This is a genomic window from Salinivibrio sp. AR647 (genome assembly GCF_001995415.1).
In the GTDB taxonomy this organism is placed as follows: domain Bacteria; phylum Pseudomonadota; class Gammaproteobacteria; order Enterobacterales; family Vibrionaceae; genus Salinivibrio; species Salinivibrio costicola.
The window spans coordinates 322,862-340,995 of sequence record NZ_MUFE01000003.1 but is presented as its reverse complement, the minus strand read 5'-3'; the positions used below and the strand labels follow the sequence as shown (position 1 = coordinate 340,995).

18 protein-coding genes and 1 tRNA gene are annotated in these 18,134 nt (G+C 49.9%); 9 read left to right on the top strand and 10 right to left on the bottom strand.

Going from position 1 to position 18,134, the window contains the following annotated elements; translation table 11 throughout:
• The first annotated feature begins 170 nt into the window (after positions 1-170).
• The 4 genes from uhpT (at position 171) to uhpC (ending at position 5,092) form a co-directional block, all read left to right on the top strand.
• The gene (uhpT, locus tag BZG76_RS05540; RefSeq protein ID WP_077460443.1) at positions 171-1,568 is read left to right on the top strand and encodes a hexose-6-phosphate:phosphate antiporter; all 1,398 of its coding nucleotides are present in this window, start codon (positions 171-173) and stop codon (positions 1,566-1,568) included.
• Positions 1,569-1,673: 105 nt separating this feature from the next.
• Positions 1,674-2,282 (top strand): transcriptional regulator UhpA, encoded by a 609-nt coding sequence (gene uhpA / locus BZG76_RS05535; protein WP_077460442.1) that lies wholly within the window; start codon positions 1,674-1,676, stop codon positions 2,280-2,282.
• Positions 2,279-3,790 (top strand): signal transduction histidine-protein kinase/phosphatase UhpB, encoded by a 1,512-nt coding sequence (gene uhpB / locus BZG76_RS05530; protein ID WP_077460441.1) that lies wholly within the window; start codon positions 2,279-2,281, stop codon positions 3,788-3,790. Before uhpA ends, uhpB begins: the two co-directional genes overlap by 4 nt.
• 12 nt (positions 3,791-3,802) lie before the next feature.
• On the top strand, positions 3,803-5,092 hold the full coding sequence (uhpC, locus tag BZG76_RS05525; protein WP_077460440.1) for an MFS transporter family glucose-6-phosphate receptor UhpC: 1,290 nt from the start codon (positions 3,803-3,805) through the stop codon (positions 5,090-5,092).
• Between the two features lie 89 nt (positions 5,093-5,181).
• Here the strand turns inward: uhpC and BZG76_RS05520 are convergent, their stop codons facing one another.
• Positions 5,182-6,348 (bottom strand): nucleotide sugar dehydrogenase, encoded by a 1,167-nt coding sequence (locus BZG76_RS05520; RefSeq protein ID WP_077460439.1) that lies wholly within the window; start codon positions 6,346-6,348, stop codon positions 5,182-5,184.
• Positions 6,349-6,539: 191 nt separating this feature from the next.
• On the opposite strand from BZG76_RS05520, the gene BZG76_RS05515 reads away from it, so the two are divergent.
• Both BZG76_RS05515 and BZG76_RS05510 read left to right on the top strand, forming a co-directional pair.
• Positions 6,540-7,901, top strand: coding sequence for a type II toxin-antitoxin system HipA family toxin (locus BZG76_RS05515; protein WP_077460438.1), 1,362 nt, complete (start codon positions 6,540-6,542; stop codon positions 7,899-7,901).
• On the top strand, positions 7,898-8,368 hold the full coding sequence (locus tag BZG76_RS05510; protein WP_077460437.1) for a helix-turn-helix transcriptional regulator: 471 nt from the start codon (positions 7,898-7,900) through the stop codon (positions 8,366-8,368). The genes BZG76_RS05515 and BZG76_RS05510 overlap by 4 nt, the downstream gene beginning before the upstream one ends.
• 81 nt (positions 8,369-8,449) lie before the next feature.
• On the opposite strand, the gene BZG76_RS05505 is transcribed toward BZG76_RS05510, so the two are convergent.
• A tRNA-Ser gene (locus BZG76_RS05505) sits at positions 8,450-8,537 on the bottom strand.
• 229 nt (positions 8,538-8,766) lie between these two features.
• Between BZG76_RS05505 and BZG76_RS05500 the strand changes: the two genes are divergently transcribed.
• The 3 genes from BZG76_RS05500 to BZG76_RS05490 all read left to right on the top strand — a co-directional run bounded on the left by BZG76_RS05500 (position 8,767) and on the right by BZG76_RS05490 (position 10,718).
• The gene (locus BZG76_RS05500; RefSeq protein ID WP_077460436.1) at positions 8,767-9,339 is read left to right on the top strand and encodes a UPF0149 family protein; all 573 of its coding nucleotides are present in this window, start codon (positions 8,767-8,769) and stop codon (positions 9,337-9,339) included.
• A gap of 655 nt (positions 9,340-9,994) precedes the next feature.
• Positions 9,995-10,408 (top strand): HI0074 family nucleotidyltransferase substrate-binding subunit, encoded by a 414-nt coding sequence (locus BZG76_RS05495; RefSeq protein WP_077460435.1) that lies wholly within the window; start codon positions 9,995-9,997, stop codon positions 10,406-10,408.
• Entirely contained in the window at positions 10,398-10,718 is a 321-nt protein-coding gene (locus BZG76_RS05490; RefSeq protein ID WP_443216259.1) for a nucleotidyltransferase family protein, read from the top strand. The genes BZG76_RS05495 and BZG76_RS05490 overlap by 11 nt, the downstream gene beginning before the upstream one ends.
• A 546-nt stretch (positions 10,719-11,264) precedes the next feature.
• Here BZG76_RS05490 and nadA read toward each other — a convergent pair.
• The 8 genes from nadA to ybgC all read right to left on the bottom strand — a co-directional run bounded on the left by nadA (position 11,265) and on the right by ybgC (position 18,010).
• The gene (gene nadA / locus BZG76_RS05485; protein WP_077460434.1) at positions 11,265-12,308 is read right to left on the bottom strand and encodes a quinolinate synthase NadA; all 1,044 of its coding nucleotides are present in this window, start codon (positions 12,306-12,308) and stop codon (positions 11,265-11,267) included.
• Positions 12,309-12,619: 311 nt separating this feature from the next.
• Positions 12,620-13,357 carry a tol-pal system protein YbgF gene (gene ybgF / locus BZG76_RS05480; protein ID WP_077460492.1) on the bottom strand — a complete coding sequence of 246 codons (738 nt, stop codon included), beginning with the start codon at positions 13,355-13,357 and terminating at the stop codon, positions 12,620-12,622.
• 33 nt (positions 13,358-13,390) lie between these two features.
• Positions 13,391-13,909 carry a peptidoglycan-associated lipoprotein Pal gene (pal, locus tag BZG76_RS05475; protein ID WP_077460433.1) on the bottom strand — a complete coding sequence of 173 codons (519 nt, stop codon included), beginning with the start codon at positions 13,907-13,909 and terminating at the stop codon, positions 13,391-13,393.
• Between the two features lie 50 nt (positions 13,910-13,959).
• Positions 13,960-15,291, bottom strand: a complete 1,332-nt coding sequence (tolB, locus tag BZG76_RS05470; protein ID WP_077460491.1) for a Tol-Pal system beta propeller repeat protein TolB — start codon at positions 15,289-15,291, stop codon at positions 13,960-13,962.
• Positions 15,292-15,398: 107 nt separating this feature from the next.
• On the bottom strand, positions 15,399-16,460 hold the full coding sequence (gene tolA, locus BZG76_RS05465) for a cell envelope integrity protein TolA (protein WP_077460432.1): 1,062 nt from the start codon (positions 16,458-16,460) through the stop codon (positions 15,399-15,401).
• Between the two features lie 9 nt (positions 16,461-16,469).
• A complete protein-coding gene (tolR, locus tag BZG76_RS05460; RefSeq protein ID WP_021024366.1) occupies positions 16,470-16,916 on the bottom strand; it encodes a protein TolR in 447 nt (148 codons plus the stop codon).
• A gap of 3 nt (positions 16,917-16,919) precedes the next feature.
• Complete coding sequence (gene tolQ / locus BZG76_RS05455) at positions 16,920-17,606, bottom strand: protein TolQ (protein WP_021024365.1); 687 nt, start codon at positions 17,604-17,606, stop codon at positions 16,920-16,922.
• Positions 17,603-18,010: a tol-pal system-associated acyl-CoA thioesterase gene (gene ybgC / locus BZG76_RS05450; RefSeq protein ID WP_077460431.1), complete on the bottom strand. Its 408-nt coding sequence runs from the start codon at positions 18,008-18,010 to the stop codon at positions 17,603-17,605. Before ybgC ends, tolQ begins: the two co-directional genes overlap by 4 nt.
• Between the last annotated feature and the right edge of the window lie 124 nt (positions 18,011-18,134).

Below are 18,134 nucleotides of genomic sequence, written 5' to 3'. Positions count from 1 at the left end.
ATTTGTCTTTTATGATGCTTAACGTTTGTTGTGATGCCTTTCACGATTTATAACCTACTCAATAAAAACTAAGACAATTTCCTAGTTCAACTAAGCCGTCGTCTCAAGGGAGCGGCGTCATCGCGCCGTATACTGCTTGCCATTACCTCCACTCACTTACGAGCGAACTTATGTTGAACTTTCTCAATCAAGTCAGAAAGCCCACATTAGATCTGCCAGCTGAACAGCGCAGAAAAATGTGGCTCAAACCTTTCCTGCAATCTTACTTAGTCGTTTTTATTGGCTATTTAACCATGTATCTGGTGCGAAAAAACTTCAACGTCGCTCAGAACGATATGATCAATCAGTATGGCCTCTCCATGACCGAATTGGGGATGATTGGTCTCGGTTTCTCTGTCACCTACGGAATTGGTAAAACCGTTGTTTCCTACTACGCCGATGGCAAGAATACAAAGCAATTCCTCCCGTTTATGCTGATCCTTTCTGGTCTTTGTATGCTTGGCTTCAGCTTTAGTTTGGGCGGCGGTAGCATCAGCCTCTTTCTAATGGTGGCGTTTTACTCACTGAGCGGCTTTTTCCAAAGTACCGGTGGTCCATCAAGCTACTCAACCATTACTAAATGGACACCGAGCAACAAACGCGGGTCATACCTTGGTTTGTGGAATATGTCGCACAATGTCGGTGGTGCCGGTGCCGCCGGTGTGGCCTTGTTTGGTGCCAACGTTTTCTTTGATGGTAACGTCATCGGGATGTTCGTGTTCCCTGCAGTCATTGCAATCATCGTTGGTGCAATTGGGATGCGATATGGTAGTGACTCACCAGAAGCCTATGGGCTAGGCACCGTAGAAGAGCTTTTCGAAGAACCGATAAGTGATGAAGATCGTGAAGCTGAAGAAAACAAGATGACGAAAAAGGAAATGTTCCTTAAGTATATATTGAAAAACAAAGTCATTTGGCTGCTATGCTTTGCTAACATCTTCCTATACATCGTTCGCATTGGTATCGACCAATGGTCTACCGTGTATGCGTATCAAGAGCTGGGCTTCTCAAAAGAGACCGCGATTTCTGGCTTTACCATGTTTGAAGTCGGCGCGCTGGTTGGCACACTGATGTGGGGATACCTTTCAGATCTTGCTAACGGGCGCCGTGCACTGGTTGCTTGCGTTTCCCTCGCACTCATTGTCATGACACTCGAGTTCTACCAATACGCCACCAGCGAATTTATGTACCTGTCTGCATTGTTTGCGCTCGGTTTCCTCGTGTTTGGTCCGCAACTATTGATCGGTGTCGCCGCGGTTGGCTTTGTACCGAAAAAAGCGATCAGTGTCGCCGATGGCGTGAAAGGTACCTTTGCGTATCTGATTGGTGACAGCTTCGCTAAACTGGGCTTAGGTATGGTGGCCGATGGCACGCCAGTCTTTGGCTTAACGGGCTGGAAAGGCACCTTTGCGGCACTGGATGCCTCTGCACTGATCTGCTTAGGCTTACTGGCCATGGTGGCTATCGCTGAAGAGCACAAAATCCGCAAAAAGAAAAAGGCGATGAAGCTCAAGGCACAGGCATTATAAATTGAACGCGCAGTCAGCCCCACAGCGCTGCGCGCTCAACAATTGATATACCACATTGCATTAGCGTCATACTGGCGCTAATGTACTGCTTTTTGCAGGCAGTCTATGATCAACGTTGTATTGATTGACGACCATCGAATCGTACGGTCCGGTTTTGGTCAACTGTTAAATATTGAACCTGATATCAATGTGATTGGGGAATTTGGCTCGGCAAAAGAGGCCCGCCAGCACCTACCTGGATTGCCGGTGCATGTCTGTATTATGGATATCTCTATGCCTAATGAGAGCGGCCTGCACTTGCTCGAGCAGCTTCCCTCTAGTATTAACACATTAATGCTAAGTGTTCATGACTCGGCCAGTATGATTGAAAAAGCACTGCAACTGGGTGCTAAAGGCTACCTCAGTAAAAACTGCCACCCAGATGATCTCATTCAAGCTGTAAGAACCTTGGCACAAGGTGGCTTCTTTGTGACCAAAGATATCGCACTGCAACTCGCTGCACCAACCCACCCTTCGTCGTGTCAATTAGCCACACTCACCCGCCGTGAAAAGCAAGTGGCGACCCTGATTGCAGACGGATATGCGATCAAACACATTGCCGACCAATTGGGGATTAGCCCAAAAACAGTGCATGTTCACCGCGCCAATGCAATGGAAAAACTCGCGGTCGATAACAATGTGTGCCTAGCAAAAAAACTCCAACAGGATGTATGAAAAAAGCCACGGTTAACTGGGTCATCAACGCCCTTTGCATTTTGTTTTTCGTACTCTGTGCATGGGTCAGTCTTTGGGTGATCAGCCGTTTTCTCTTGCCCACGAATACCCTCGCAGTGGTATTTTTACCCTTTGCCTGTCGCCTTGGGTTGATTATCACAACTCGTCGTACGTATTGGGCGGCCATTTACTTGGCCGAATGGCTGGCCTTGGCCATTCTTTTTCAATACTTACCCAGCCAAGATTGGCTTCGTTTAGGGTTACTCAGTGTTCTTTCATGGCCAATATGTCATGTACTAACGGCTTATGCGCACCGCCACCATTGGCCGTTTTTATTACTCGCCAGTGTGGCGGGGTTGGGCCAAAGTGCCACTATCGTGAGTCTGGGGGCGACGTTATCAAGCGATAACATGCTGTTATTACTGGCGCCGCTTACCGCCATGTTAATTGTCCTGCCCTGCTGCTATTTGCTCACTTTTTATCTGTTCTCAAAGCCATGGGGCATGGTTTCTGCCCGTATCGCACACACGCCGATCCTCTTTCATTGGCGCGATGGGCTAATATGCAGCGCCGCGTTTATCTTTAACTTACTCATTCAAACGCAATTACCTCCCTCACTGGACCGTTTTGCACCGTTTTGTTTGGCGATTCCCATCATTTTGTTTGCGCTAAAATATGGCTGGCAAGGTGCATTTCTTGCGACTCTGTTCAATAGTTTGGCATTGGTGGTTGCCCATACCGACGCCTCAGCGACAGCCACGGTAGCCACTGTCGAGTTATTGTTATCACTTGCTGTGCAAACTATGACCGGCATTGGGCTGGGACTTGCCGTGCAGCGTCAGCGCGATCTTACTACTGGTATTCAGCAACAACTGCGCAAGAACCAATATTTGTCGCGTCAACTGATCAGCACTGAAGAAAAGATCCGACGAGATATTGCTCGCGAGCTACACGATGATGTCGGCCAGAACATAACCGCCATCAAAACCCACGCGAATATCATTAAACGACTGGATAACGATCACGCTTATGCCCCGTATGTGCAAGTGATTGAAGACATGTCGATGAACATTTATCAATCAACTAAAACCTTACTTGCGCAATTGCGACCAACCGTTTTAGATGATGTTAGCTTTGATGATGCCGTTAGCCAGTTGGCGCATGATATGGGATTTGCCGTCCAAGGGATTGATATAAAACTTTCGATTACTCACCATCACCCAGTAAGCGACACCGTGCGTGTTACCCTCTACCGAATTTGCCAAGAGGCATTGAATAATATTCATAAACACGCCAATGCACGTCATGTCGCCGTTGTTATTTCATTGGGTCATACTAGCGCCTTGCAAGTGACGGATGACGGCTGTGGTTTTACCCCTAAAGACACCGTTAACGGCTTTGGTCTGAAAGGCATTCGAGAGAGAGTCGTAGCAATGGGCGGCGATTGCGATATTCAATCCAATCAAAATGGAACATCGCTCACGCTATCACTTCCACACATACCTTAAACAAGTAAGATCATGACAACACAGACGCGTACCCAAGACACCCTCTACGCCTATTGGCGGCGCCATATTATGCTGGGCATGTATGTGGGCTATGCAGGCTTTTATTTAACCCGTAAAACACTGAGTGCTGCCTCGCCGGCGTTGATTACAAACCTAAATATCGATATGGCGCATATCGGCTTAATGGGAACGCTATTTTCGTTAACCTACGGCGTGTCGAAGTTTGTATCGGGAATGATTGCAGATCAAACCAACTCACGTTTTTTTATGAGCACAGGGCTGATATTGACGGGCGTGATTAGCCTGGTTTTCAGCCAAATGCACAGTATTGCTGCCTTGACTGCATTGTGGGTGGCTAATGCTTGGTTTCAGGGATGGGGATGGCCAGCGTGTGCCAACTTGCTGACCAGCTGGTACTCCCGCAACGAGCGTGGCGTGTGGTGGGCTGTTTGGAATACAGCACATAACCTTGGTGGTGCCATTGTGCCGGTGTTAGTCGCGTATTTAGTCATCCATGTGAATTGGCAGGCTGGGTTTGCCTTACCCGGCGTGGCCGCGATTGTGATTGGGCTGTTATTGTTTTTTTACTTACGTGATAAACCCAAATCACTTGGGTTGCCCAATATTGGCGATTGGCGCAAAGACAAGCTAGAGCAATTTCACGAAGCAGACAGCCCTTCTTTAGCCTATCGCACTATTTTGCATCGCTATGTGCTCACCAACCGCTATCTGTGGTTACTCGCGGTCAGCTATATCATGGTGTATATCGTCCGCACCGCCATTTACGACTGGGGCAATATTTATCTTACCCAACAGCATCACTACAGCTTGATTCAAGCCAATGTTGCCTTGGCCATGTTTGAAGTCGGCGGGGTATTAGGCTCGCTGGTCGCAGGCTGGGGATCTGACCGAATTTTTGCCGGTAACCGCGGGCCCATGTGCATTTTGTTTGCCACCGGTATTTTTCTATCGGTCGCTGCGTTCTGGCTATTTCCGTTCACCGACATTTTTATTCACGCACTGTTGCTATTTTGCGTCGGCTTTTTTGTGTTTGGCCCGCAGATGCTCATTGGCATGGCTGCAGCTGAGTGCTCCCACAAACAAGCAGCAGGCGCGTCGACAGGCTTTGTGGGCATATTTGCCTACTTAGGCGCAGCCGCCGCTGGCTACCCTCTCGCGCTGATTATTGAAGCTTTTTCGTGGCAAGGCTTTTTCATCGCTATTGCGTTATGTGCGGTGACCATTGGGCTGGTACTGCTCCCTTTTTTAAGAATGCAGGTGGATACGAGCGAGGAGAAATAGAACAAGGACGGAAATCTATTATTCAATATATACTTGGGCTTGTGTCATCGCCACCAATGGGCCTAGGATCCTAGGCCCTCACACTTTCATCAATCCGCCCCAAACAAATCGCGGGTGTAGACTTTGCTTTCTACATCACGGATTTCATCCACCATGCGGTTGGCAACGATCACATCAGCGCGTTGTTTGAAGGTATCCAAGTCTTTAATGACTGCAGAGTTATAGAAGGTATCTTCTTCTAAAGCAGGTTCATATACGACTACGTCAATGCCTTTGGCTTTAATCCGTTTCATGATCCCTTGGATGGCCGAAGCGCGGAAGTTGTCTGAGCCAGATTTCATCACCAAACGGTATACACCGACCACCTCCGGTTTTTTGGCAATAACCGCATTGGCAATAAAGTCTTTGCGGGTGGTGTTGGCATCAACGATAGCTTGAATGATGTTATTGGGCACATCTTGGTAGTTAGCCAATAGTTGTCGGGTGTCTTTTGGCAGACAGTAACCGCCGTAACCAAAGGAGGGGTTATTGTAGTGATCGCCAATGCGCGGGTCTAGCCCTACCCCTTCAATGATCTGGCGCGCGTCTAAACCGTGGGATTCGGCGTAGCTGTCCAGCTCGTTAAAATACGCCACCCGCATCGCCAAGTAGGTGTTGGAGAAGAGTTTCACCGCTTCGGCTTCGGTGGAGTGGGTAAACAAGACCGAGATACCCGATTTGACTGCGCCTTGTTGCAACAGCGTGGCGAACTGGCGCGCGCGCTCGGATTGCTCACCAACAATGATCCGTGATGGATACAAGTTATCGTAAAGCGCTTTGCCTTCGCGCAAAAACTCAGGGGAAAAGAGGATGTTTTCACAGCCCATTTGTTGCTTAATATGCTCGGTATAGCCCACAGGCACCGTTGATTTGATCACCATCACCGCATCGGGGTTAATCGCCATCACATCTTTAATCACCGCCTCAACCGAGCTGGTATTAAAGTAGTTGGTTTCGGGATCGTAGTCGGTGGGGGTGGCAATCACCACAAAGTCCGCGCCTTGGTAGGCCTGCTCTTTATCTAGGGTGGCGGTAAAGTTCAGTGACTTTTCGACCAGAAATCGCTCGATTTCGGTATCGACAATCGGGGATTGTTGGTTGTTAAGAAAGTTGACCTTTTCTTCCACAATGTCGAGTGCGACCACTTCATTGTGTTGCGCCAGTAGCATGGCGTTTGACAGGCCGACGTAACCTGTTCCAGCAACGGCAATTTTCATCGTTTTATTCTCTTGGATCAAACCTGAGAAAAGGGTATCACGAGGATTGAGGAACGACTAGCGGCTGTAAATAGCAAAAAACCGCCACGAGGGCGGTGTTATCACACAAATGAGTAATTATTTACTCTTAACTTGAAAAAATAGCACTTTGCGAGTAAATTTTTACTCATATATAAACAGGGGGATGGACGATGGAAGCGCTCAACGTGCAAGCGTTTATCAAAGGGGAGTGGGTAGATGTGGGTACAATATCTTTCCCTAAAAGTCATCAACATAACTTTCGAGTGACGGAGCTCCACTACCTCAGTGACTATGCATTGGCGCATCATGACCAAGATGACTGCCATGCCGTTTCAATCAATCACCCTGTTTCATTCTTTTTTGATGACTTGGGCAAGCCCGGATGGTTACGATTTCTCAACGATATTATGCCAAGCGGTGCTAGCCGACGGTATTGGGTTAAGCACTTGGATATTGAAGACCTTAGCGTCGATGACCAAAATTATATTTTGCTCAAATTTGGTACCATGTCGCCAATTGGCAATCTAAGGATAAAAGACTCCCTGCCTGAGCGCTACGACGTGGCAGATAATCTCTACTTCTCTGTTGATGATGTCAAAAATAGAGCCGGTGATTTCCTCGATTATGCGCAGCAAAGAGGGGCAGCCGCAGGTGGGGCAACGGGCGCTGGCGGTGAAGCCCCCAAACTTGTCCTACGTTGTGGTTTCGATCATCACGCGGGACGCGAAAAAATATGGATCGATCCATACCAAGATGACAACCATAACCACGACGCCCATTACTTGGTCAAGTACCCTAGAGGTTCGCGAAGCTCTATCGACTGCAACATTCTCAGGGCGGAGTTCCACTATTATCATGAGCTAACTGAAATGGGTGTCGAAACGATCCCCATCGACGGTATGCGCTTGGAGGAAGGTTTAAGCTACCCCTCGTTATGGCTCCCTCGATTTGATGTTCAAGTCAGTCACCAACAAATAGAAAGGTTGGGTATGGAATCTGTGTATTCCATGTTGAACAAAAGTGCTGGCGTTACCCTTGATCACGAAACCACCATCCGAACGCTCATCGAGAAAATCACTAACAGCCATACAGTTCAAGACCAAGGGTATATATTTAACTCTCAAGAATTTGTGATTGAGTGGGTGAAAAGAGACCTTCTCAATATTTTGTTCGGCAATAGTGACAACCACGGCAGAAACACGTCATTCTTAAAAGCTGATGGCGTCATCAAGCTTGCGCCTGTTTATGACTTCGCACCGATGAAAGCGGATCCTGAAGGTATTCCAAGGACCACAAAATGGAAAGCGCCGCTTGAGGTTGGCGGAACGTATGACTTTGTCGCTATCGCGGACACCCTCTCTGATCTGGTGCCGAAGGACGTCTTATTAAAAGAGTTAAAGGTGACGGCAAGCAAATGCATTGATCTTAAACAGCGGCTAGCGTTGCGAGGCGTTCCCGAACAAGTCTTGGAGATGCCAGCGATTGGATTTAATCATCTATCACAAAAGCTCGCGAACTGGGGGCTTTTATGAATAAGCCGAGCAGCAAAGAGTCTGTACAAGATGTGGTCGCTCGTCTGAGGGCAAACCGCAGCCACCGACAGAGCACAAAAGAGGGAGAGGCCGCTCATTCGAGCAACGACCAACCACAATGTAACTCGCCAACGCGAACGAAAGTCTCAAAAAACACCATGGCTGTCAGTGCCGCAGAGCGTAAAACCGAAGCGAACAAAATCATCAAACGCCTATTGTTTGGTGAGTTAACCCAAGGCCAAGCGTTGAAAGGCTTGCGTGTTAACATACTAGGACTTAAACAGGATCTGTTCGCAAAACTTGTTGGTGTCTCAAGAAAAACACTCTCCGATATCGAGAATGATCGGGGCAGCTACAATACGGAGGTGCTCAATAAGGTATTCAAACCATTTGGCTTACAGGTCGGGCTGCTCCCCTCTTCTCCCGACACGCTAAGATCGCTACTTACGGAGCGTGAAACGGATTGAGAGCACTGTGCCAAGACGCATTAGATGCTGCGCAAAAAACCAAATAGCAAAAAACCGCCACGAGGGCGGTTTTTTAAATGATGGCGGTGAGAGAGGGATTCGAACCCTCGATACGTTGCCGTATACACGCTTTCCAGGCGTGCTCCTTCAGCCACTCGGACACCTCACCATATTGTGTGTTAAACGACGTTTACACTGGGTGACTTATAACCCCGCTGTCGCGTTAACGGGGCGTACTATAGAGAGTTGCTGCTTTGCGGTCAAGTTGTTGGTGATAGGTTTGCGTTTAAATGGCTATTCCATCACCAGTCGCATCCATATGGATCACATCAGCTGGAAGCAAGTGAGCATGAAAGCTGTTAAACTCAGCACACAAATCGAATACGAATGAGAGCCTGATGACTTTATCCGAATTCCTTATCCAACATACTGATAGCGCGCAACTGCTTAACGAAATGCAAACCCGTGGTGTGGTGACCGCCATGGCTGCCGCGCCCCATGTCATTAGCCCCAGTGAGTGGCTCCCGGTAATGTGGGGAGGTGACGAGCAAGCGCCATTTGAAAGCCATGAGCAGTTTGAGCAGTACGCGAACCTGATTGTCGATATTTGGAATGCGCAGCGCCAACAGCTGTTGGAAAAAAATTGGCAGTGGCCGGAAGGGTGTTTGTTGGATGACGCCGAAATTGTCAACCAAGCCACGCGCGATTTTGCCGAAGGCTTGTTGCAAGGCTGGAGCCTCACCCGTGATGATTGGGAAACATTGATGCCGGAAAACACCGATGGCAATGCCCTACTCGGCGGCGTGGTGCTTTCCATCAGCTTGCTTTACGATCCAGAAACTGCCCTTTCTACCATGGAAGCGCAAGGCGCAGAAGAGTTGGCACAGTTTGAGGAAATCTTCAACGCCATGCCAACTATGTTGTGTGGCCTCACCCACCACGGCGCGGCACTGGCGGAGGATGCGGAGTAAACAGCCAGAGGTATCATTGGCGACGATGACACAAGCCCCGGCAAGATATTGGATATGTGCACATTGTCAACGGGCGCCTGTCACGGTCAGTGCCAAATTAGCATCGGTGCCAAATTTGGCTTTCATGTCGGAGGCGCGCAGGCTAGACCGAGGCTCAAGTTAACATAGTGCTGGCGCTTGTCCGACCTACGCTTGGTTTATATATCGGTGATTCCATTGGCGTAGGTGACACAAGCCCCGGCACATTGTTGGATATGTGCACATTGCCAACTGGGCGCCTGTCACGATCGGTGCCAATTTTAACCACGATGTCGGATGGCGCGCGGCCCACATTGTGATACTTATTGGCATTGTGCTGGCGCTTATGCCGACCTACGCCTGGTTTGTATATCGGTGGTTCCATTGGCGACGGTGACACAAGCCCCGGCATGGTGTTGGATATGGGCACATTGTCAACGGGCGCCTGTCACGATCGGTGCCAATTTTAACCACGATGTCGATGGCGCCGTGCAACGGGCGCGCGGCGGAAATCACACCAAGCTTGTGCGATCGAGAAGGCACTTATGCCGACCTACGCCTGGTTTATATATCGGTGGTTGTATAGGCGTATGGCACAATTCGGGGATCGACTCCTTAACCCTGCAACGAGGTGAAAATGACGGATACACACCTAGAGCGCTGGCAACTTCGACTTCAAAACCTGATTAAAGCACAACGTCGGCTTGAAAACGCTTGCGGGCAAGAAAGCTATAATGAACTTGAGCTGGCAGGCCTCGTACAAACGTTTGAGTTTACTTTTGAGCTCATGTGGAAAACCTTAAAAGACTTATTAAACTATGAAGGGTTTGATGTTGCATCGCCGCGCAGTGTTATTCGCACAACGTTAGAAGCCAACCATCTGTCGTCAGATCAGTGTGAAACCTTGCTTGACGCGCTAGTAAAGCGAAACTTGCTTTCGCATACCCACGATGAAAAAAATGCCCTTGAGGCACAAAGACTGATCGTCAAACATTACGCACCTGTTATTGCCGAGATAATGCGTTATTTGGAGAATAAAAGTGGACAATAATGCCACGTTGATGATGGATATGGGGTTAAAACCGCATCAATTTCAACTGCTCCAGGATATGGTATTCAGCCACCCTGGCGTCCAACACGCCTGGATCTTTGGCTCTCGCGCAACCGGCACATTTAGAGGTAATTCCGATATCGACATCATGCTTGAGGGCAACGCATTAACATTCGATGATCTTGCAATAATACAAGATAAACTCGAGCAATCGACGCTTCCTTTCACCGTTGATATCGTACTCAAACATCAAACCCAATCGTCCGAGCTCATCACACGTATTCGCGAAGAAGCCAAGCAAGTAAAGTAATCCAAAGGCGCCAATTTTGACCACGATGTCGGATGGCGCGCGGCGGAAATCACGCCAAGCTTGTGCGATCGAGAAGGCGCTTATACCGACCTACGCCTGGTTTATATATCGATGATTCCATTGGCGACGATGACACAAGCCCCGGCAAGGTGTTGGGTATGTGCACATTGTCAACGGGCGCCTGTCACGATCGACGCCAAATTTAACCACGATGTCGGAGGCGCCGTGCAACGGGCGCGCGGCGGAAATCACACCAAGCTTGTGCGATCAAGAAGGCGCTTATGCCGACCTACGCCTGGTTTATATATCTGTGGTTCCATTGGCGTAGGTGACACAAGCCCCGGCAAGGTGTTGGGTATGTGCACATTGCCAACGGGCGCCTGTCACGATCGGCGCCAAATTTAACATCGGTGCCAATATTTGACCGCCGATGTCGGAGGCGCGCGGCACACATCGTGATAATGGTTGGCATTGTGCTGGCGCTTGTCCGACCTACGCCTCGTTTATATATCGGCGGTGCCATTGGCGCTTGTCCTAGGAACGGTGTTACCCCTTCATCTCCGCGGCGAAGTTGAGCATGCGGTTGAGTGGGATTAACGCTTTTTCGCGCACGTTATCATCAACGTGAATTTCATGCTCTTCGCCGCCGTTTTCAAGTGCGTTTTCAATCGCTTTAAGGCCGTTCATTGCCATCCATGGGCAGTGGGCGCAGCTGCGACAGGTGGCACCTGCGCCGGCGGTGGGGGCTTCGACTAATTCTTTGTCTGGCACCATTTGTTGCATTTTGTAGAAAATGCCTTTGTCGGTAGCCACAATCAGTTTTTTGTTTGGCAAGGTTTGCGCCGCTTTAATCAGCTGACTGGTCGAGCCAACGGCATCGGCCATTTTTACCACGCTCGCTGGGGATTCAGGGTGAACAAGAATCGCGGCGTCGGGGTAAAGGTGTTTCATTTTTTCTAGCGCTTGGGCTGAGAATTCGTCGTGGACCACGCATTCGCCTTGCCATAAGACCATGTCAGCGCCAGTTTCTTTTTCGATATAGGCGCCTAGGTGGCGATCTGGAGCCCAGATAATTGGCTTGTCTTGGCTGTCTAAGTGCTCGACAATCTCTAACGCGATGCTTGAGGTGACCACCCAATCGGCACGTGCTTTGACGGCGGCCGAGGTATTGGCATACACCACGACGGTGTGATCTGGGTGTGCGTCACAAAAGGCGGTGAATTCATCGGCAGGACAACCTAGGTCTAACGAGCACTCGGCATTAAGCGTTGGCATTAAGACGGTTTTCTCTGGGGTGAGGATTTTAGCGGTCTCACCCATAAAGCGTACACCGGCCACGATCAGGGTCTTGGCTGGGTGTTGATTGCCAAAACGGGCCATTTCTAACGAGTCGGCCACACACCCACCGGTTTCTTCGGCGAGGGCTTGGATCTCTGGGTCCGTGTAATAGTGAGCAACAAGTACCGCGTCTTTTTGTTTTAATAGTTGTTTGATGCGCGCAACGTGTTGTTTTTTCTCTTCGTCACTCAATGCCATCGGTTTCGGCGGAAAGGGATAGACCCTTTGCGACGTTTCAATCACTTGGCTCATGGGATTACTCATGCTTACTTCCAGTCCGGGGCTTCCAGTCCGGGTAGTATAACGCGAGTGGGGGGAGAAACAAATTAGCACGCAGACCGGAAAAGCGCCGTGGCACGGAATCAATACCTTCATCGACGTTAAAATAACGCGTAGATCGGACAAGCACCGGTGAGATGCGGACTACTGAATCAATGTCCGCGGCGTACCTCCGACATTCGTGCTAAGTTCTAACGCTGATCGTGACAGGCGCCCGTTGGCAATGTGCCCCTATCCAACACCGTATAGGGGCTTGTGTCACCTAAGCCAATGGAACCATCGTCCTACATCACATTTTTGGCTTGTTTGGCGCTGGTTGAATCTGGGTAGGTATCAATCACTTGCTGGAAGTATTGATCGGCTTGGTCGCCGTTACCTTGTTTTTGCGCAATTAGGCCGAGTTTGAGCAATGCGTCGGCGCGTTTGTTGGAGTCTTTAAACTTGCTAACTGCCGTAAACTCTTGGTTTGCCTGCTCAAATTCACTTTTAGAAAAATAAAGCTGGCCGAGCCAATAGTGGGCGTTTGCTGTGTACACCGACTCTGGGTATTGTGAAAGGAAAGCGTTAAACGCTTTGGTCGCCCCTTGGTAGTCTTTCTCTTTTAAGATCAGGTTGACGGCAGCTTCATACGCGGCGTTTTCGCTTTTATCATCCGTAAAGCGAACCGCACTTCCCTCTATGCTCTGCTCTTTTTCGTCTTTAGACTTTTCAGGTGTCTGTTTGGTGGTTCTTAGCGTATCAACCTCGCGATAGAGATCGCGCTGGCGTTCTACCATTTGTTTGATGTCGTAGCTGTTACGCTCAACACTGCCGCGTAACGTGCTTAGCTCTTGCGCCATTTGATCAAGTTGGCGTTGCATATCCAGCTGCATTTGGTTGCGCGCTTGTAGCATGCGTTCTAGACGATCAACGGCAGAGCCACCCGCCCCTACTTCTGTCACCGGAGCAGATGTGGCAGCCGCGGGGGCTGCCACACTCACCAGTAACGCCAGCGCGAGGGTTCGCACAGAGTTACTGTTTATTTTCATACTCGTTTCCACTACCTATCGGCTGGATTAGTACACTAATACCGAACGACGGTTTTTGGCGTAAGCTTCTTCGCTTTGGCCAAGGACCAGCGGTTTTTCTTCGCCGTAGCTCACGATAGAGATTTGGCTAGCTGGCACACCCAACGCTTGTAGGTATTTAGACACGGCTTCAGCACGGCGCTCGCCCAGTGCGATGTTGTACTCTGGGGTACCGCGCTCGTCAGCATGGCCTTCAACGACTACTTCCATCGCTGGGTTGTCACGCAGGTAAGTCGCGTGCGCATCCAGCATGTCTTCGTATTGTGGTAGTACTGATGAGTCGTCAAAGTTGAAGTAAACGGTTTGCGACTGACGTAGCTCTTGGTTACGGATTTGTTGCTCAGTCATTGAGCCTTGGCCGTCAACCGGTGATACCACGGTAGTGCCGTTTTGGTTGGTTGATTGACCAGCATCACTGCCCGTCGCGCTGTCGCTTGAGCTACACGCAGCCAGAGTTAACATTGGCAGTGCCACCGCCAGACCTTTCAGTACTTTATTGATTTGCATTCTATTTTCCTTTTCTAGAAAGTTAGCGCACGTTGTTTAAAATTAAAAAACTACAGGTAAGGTGACCAGGCTGGTGCACGCACGCGCCCGTTGGTTGCCGGTAACCGCGCTTTAAAGCGGCCGTCGATTGAGACGAGTGACAACACATTCTTACGTCCATATACCGAGCTGTAAATCACCATGCTGCCATTTGGCGCAATACTTGGCGACTCATCCAACAAGGTTTTGGTTAGGATTTGCACCGCCCCGCTGTTTAAGTCTTGTTTTGCAATGTTATAGCCAGACGCGGATTGATTTACCATGATCAAGTGGCGGCCATCAGGAGTCAGTTGCCCTCCCATATTTTGATTGCCTTCCCACGTGATCCGTCGGCTGGTTCCATCATCTAAATTTACGCGATAAATCTGTGGTTTGCCACCCCGGTCCGAGGTGTAGATGAGCGAGTTACCATCGGGATCCCAAAATGGCTCGGTGCTATTGGCACGACCATGGGTAATTTGGGTCAGTTTTTTGCTCTTCAAATCGAAGATATAAAGCTGCAGGCTACCGGTTTTGGACAGCACCATGGCCAGCTTGCTGCCATCGGGCGAGAACTGAGGCGAACCATTGTGACGCGGATAAGACGAAATCTTCTCGCGCTCACCGGTGTAAATATCCATGACAAAGATTTCGGCTTGGCCATTTTCAAAGCTGACATATGCCAGTTGGCGACCATCCGGTGACCACGACGGTGACATCAGTGGCTGTTTAGAGCGCAAGATCAAGCGTTCGTTATAGCCATCGTAATCCGATAAGCGCAGTTGGTAGGGGTAGTCGTTCTCTTTATCGATCACCACATAGGCGATACGGGTCAAGAAGGCTCCTTTTTCGCCGGTGAGCTGTTCATACACAATATTGGCAATGCGATGCGAATAACGGCGCAGATCGCTTTCTTTGACCGTGGCGCGGTTGTTCACCAGTAAGTGGTCATCGGTTTGTACCAGCTGGCCATCGGCGCCTAGGCCTTTACTGTCGCCGCCCGTGAGCTGGCCACGCACAATATCAATCAGTTGGTAATCAATTTGGTAACGGCCGTCTGACGTGGGCGTCACGGTGCCAGTGACCACGGCATCCACCCCGAGAGAGGTCCAAGCGTTGTAATCGACATCGGCATCTTTGTAAGGCGTTTGCGGCATGTCACTGACAGATAATGGGTTAAATTTACCGCTGCGACGTAAATCGGATCCCACTACACCGGCAATATCTTCAGGCATCTCGCCTTGCCCTTTCCATTGGAAGGGGATCACGCCAATGGGCCTGGCTGTGTTCACCCCTTCGGTGATCACCAACTTAAGCGCAGCGTGTGCCGGTTGCGTGAGTAACGACAAACAGGCCAACAGCATTACAACGGCGGCAACTTGCCACGTCCGTAAACGATCCTGACGCGTGTTTGTGACATGGTTTGTGCCACCACAGGGGCTCACTTCCATCATGTTTTTTATCCTGTCGGTTAGTTAGGTCGAACGGTTAACTCGATATCACGTAACTTAGCAATAATATCGCCATCGTCTGGCATTGGAAATTGTGATACGGACGCGACCGCGGTTTTTGTTGCCCGACACAATCGCGAGTTGCCCGCTTTTTGTTCCACATTAAGCAATAGGCCGGTAGGTGACAAGCGCATATTGACCACACACTCTTGGCCACTTAAGCCATCATCAACAATCAGTCTTTGTTGGATCATTTGCGTAAAAATGGCGCCGTATCGCGCCACTTCGTCGTCTACAAACTGTCCGCGCGCGCTTTGCCGTTGGCTGGCTTCCGATTCTAGCCCCGAAAACAAATCATTAAGCGCCGCTTCTTGCTCTTGCTGTTGCCGTTTGGCTTCTTGCGCCCGGCGCTCGGCCTCTTTTCTCGCTTGTTCGGCTTCTTTGCGCGCCTGCTCTGCCTCTTTTAGCGCTTGCTCTTCGGCTTTTCGCTTTTCCTCAAGCTTGCGTTGGCGTTCAGCTTCAGCTTTGCGTTCAGCCGCCAGTTTTTCTTGCCGCGCTTTCTCCGCTTTTTCTGCCGCCAATTCCGCTTTCCGTTGTTGTTCTAACTTGCGCTGACGCTCGCGTTCGGCTTGTTCCGCCTGTTGTTTAGCAAGGCGTGCTTGTTCTTTGGCCTTGGCTTGCTCTTCGGCAATCCGCTTTTGCTCATCTCGTGCTTGACGTTCCGCTTCGAGCTTTTTCCGCTTCACGTCGCGAAGGCGCTGTTCTTCTTGCTCGCGTTGTTGCTCAAGGCGTTTCGCTTGCTGCTCTAATCGCTTTAACCGCTCAGCTTCTTCGCGTTTGGCTTGATCGCGCTGCGCACGAATTTTTTTTGCCTGTGCATTCACTACGGCCGGATCAATCACGGTAGCTTCAATGGAGCGCCCAGCTTTCGGGGTTGGCTTGGCGTCTGAGGTGAAATCTGCTCCCCATAACAGCACAATCACCAACAACACGTGTAGCCCGCCGGAAATGGCAAGCGCTGGCACCAGTGAGTCTTTTTTCTTGCTTTTGGTCGCCTGATCGCGATGGTTTGGCTCGTTCATCATCCTCACCTACGACTCATATGGCTCTGTCATTAAGCCCACCGACGACACGCCGGCTTGGTTTAATGCATCAAGCGTTAGGATGATTTCGGAATAGGGGACGCGGCCATCACCGCCGACTAAGACGGGGGATTTAGGATTAAGCTGAAGTTCGGCTTTCACCCGCACCAAGATTTCTTCTAGGCTTAGCCCTCGGGTCATATCACCATTGTTGACACTGAGCCCAAGTTGGCCGTCTTGGTCTACTTCCACAATGATGAACGCGCCGCTATCTTCTTCTTCCGCCAACTCTGCCGCTGTTTTGGCCTGCGTGGTCTGTGGTAAATCGACATCGACGCCTTGGGTCACAAACGGCGCGGTGACCATAAAGATAATCAGCAATACCAGCATCACGTCAATGTAGGGCACCACATTGATTTCCGCCGTCATTTTGCGTCGTTTTGGTTGATACGCCATGGATTACTCCTGGGTTGCCGCAAACGCTTGACGGTGAAGAATGCTAGAAAATTCTTCCATAAAGTTCATGTAGTTGTGTTCAAGCTTGCTCACTTTGGCTGTCAAACGGTTGTAAGCCATGACGGCAGGGATCGCTGCAAATAGGCCCATGGCTGTCGCGACCAAGGCTTCAGCAATCCCGGGCGCAACCATCGCCAATGTGGCTTGTTTCACCGCACCCAGGGCGATAAAGGCATGCATAATGCCCCACACGGTGCCAAATAGGCCTATGTAGGGGCTAATTGAGCCCACGGTGGCCAAAAACGGTAAGTGGGTTTCCAGCTCTTCAACTTGTTTAGACAGGGAAACTCGCATCGCCCGTGACGTGCCTTCCATCACAGCATCAGGCACTTTGTCGTTACTGCGATGCAGGCGGGCAAATTCTTTAAATCCGGCGTAAAAGATTTTCTCGCTACCGGTGAGGTGATCCTTGCGGGCCTGCACTTCTTGAAACAGTTGCGAGAGATCGATCCCCGACCAGAATCGGTCTTCAAATCGCTCCGCTCGGCTAAAGGCTTGCTGCATCACTTTTGAGCGCTTGATGATCATGGCCCAAGACATCACTGACATACCCAGTAATATCAGCATCACTCCCTTAACAAGCAGGCTTGCTTGTAAAAACAGGTCGAGAATGGAAAGTTCAGCGGTCACGTCATCATCTCCGATTTTATCTGTGTTGGAATCGATTTGGGTTTCATGGTGGTTGGGTCGACACAGGCTATCTTAACCGTTGCCACACACAATGCTTTTTGATCAGAATTCACCAAGCTTTGACAAAACGTCATGCTGGCGCGCCCCATGGCTGACACTGTGGTGACAACATCAAGGGCATCATCCAGCCGTGCACCGCGGTGAAAGTCGATATCCATGTGGCGCACCACAAACGCATAGTGCTCAGCAAACAAGGCCTGTTGATTGACACCGATTTGGCGTAACAGTTCAGTGCGCGCACGCTCAAAGTACTTGAGGTAATTGGCGTGATAAACCACCCCGCCGGCGTCTGTGTCTTCATAATAAACACGCACGGGCCAACGAAACGGCGTTGATTCAGTCATGACTGTATCCATATAGGTTCAGCGATAGGCAATTACTATACCTAAGTTATCGATGTATAGAAATGCTGAAGCCGCGCGGTCGCTGCATTGGTGGCCCATGAAGGGCGCAAGAAGTGATATGCCG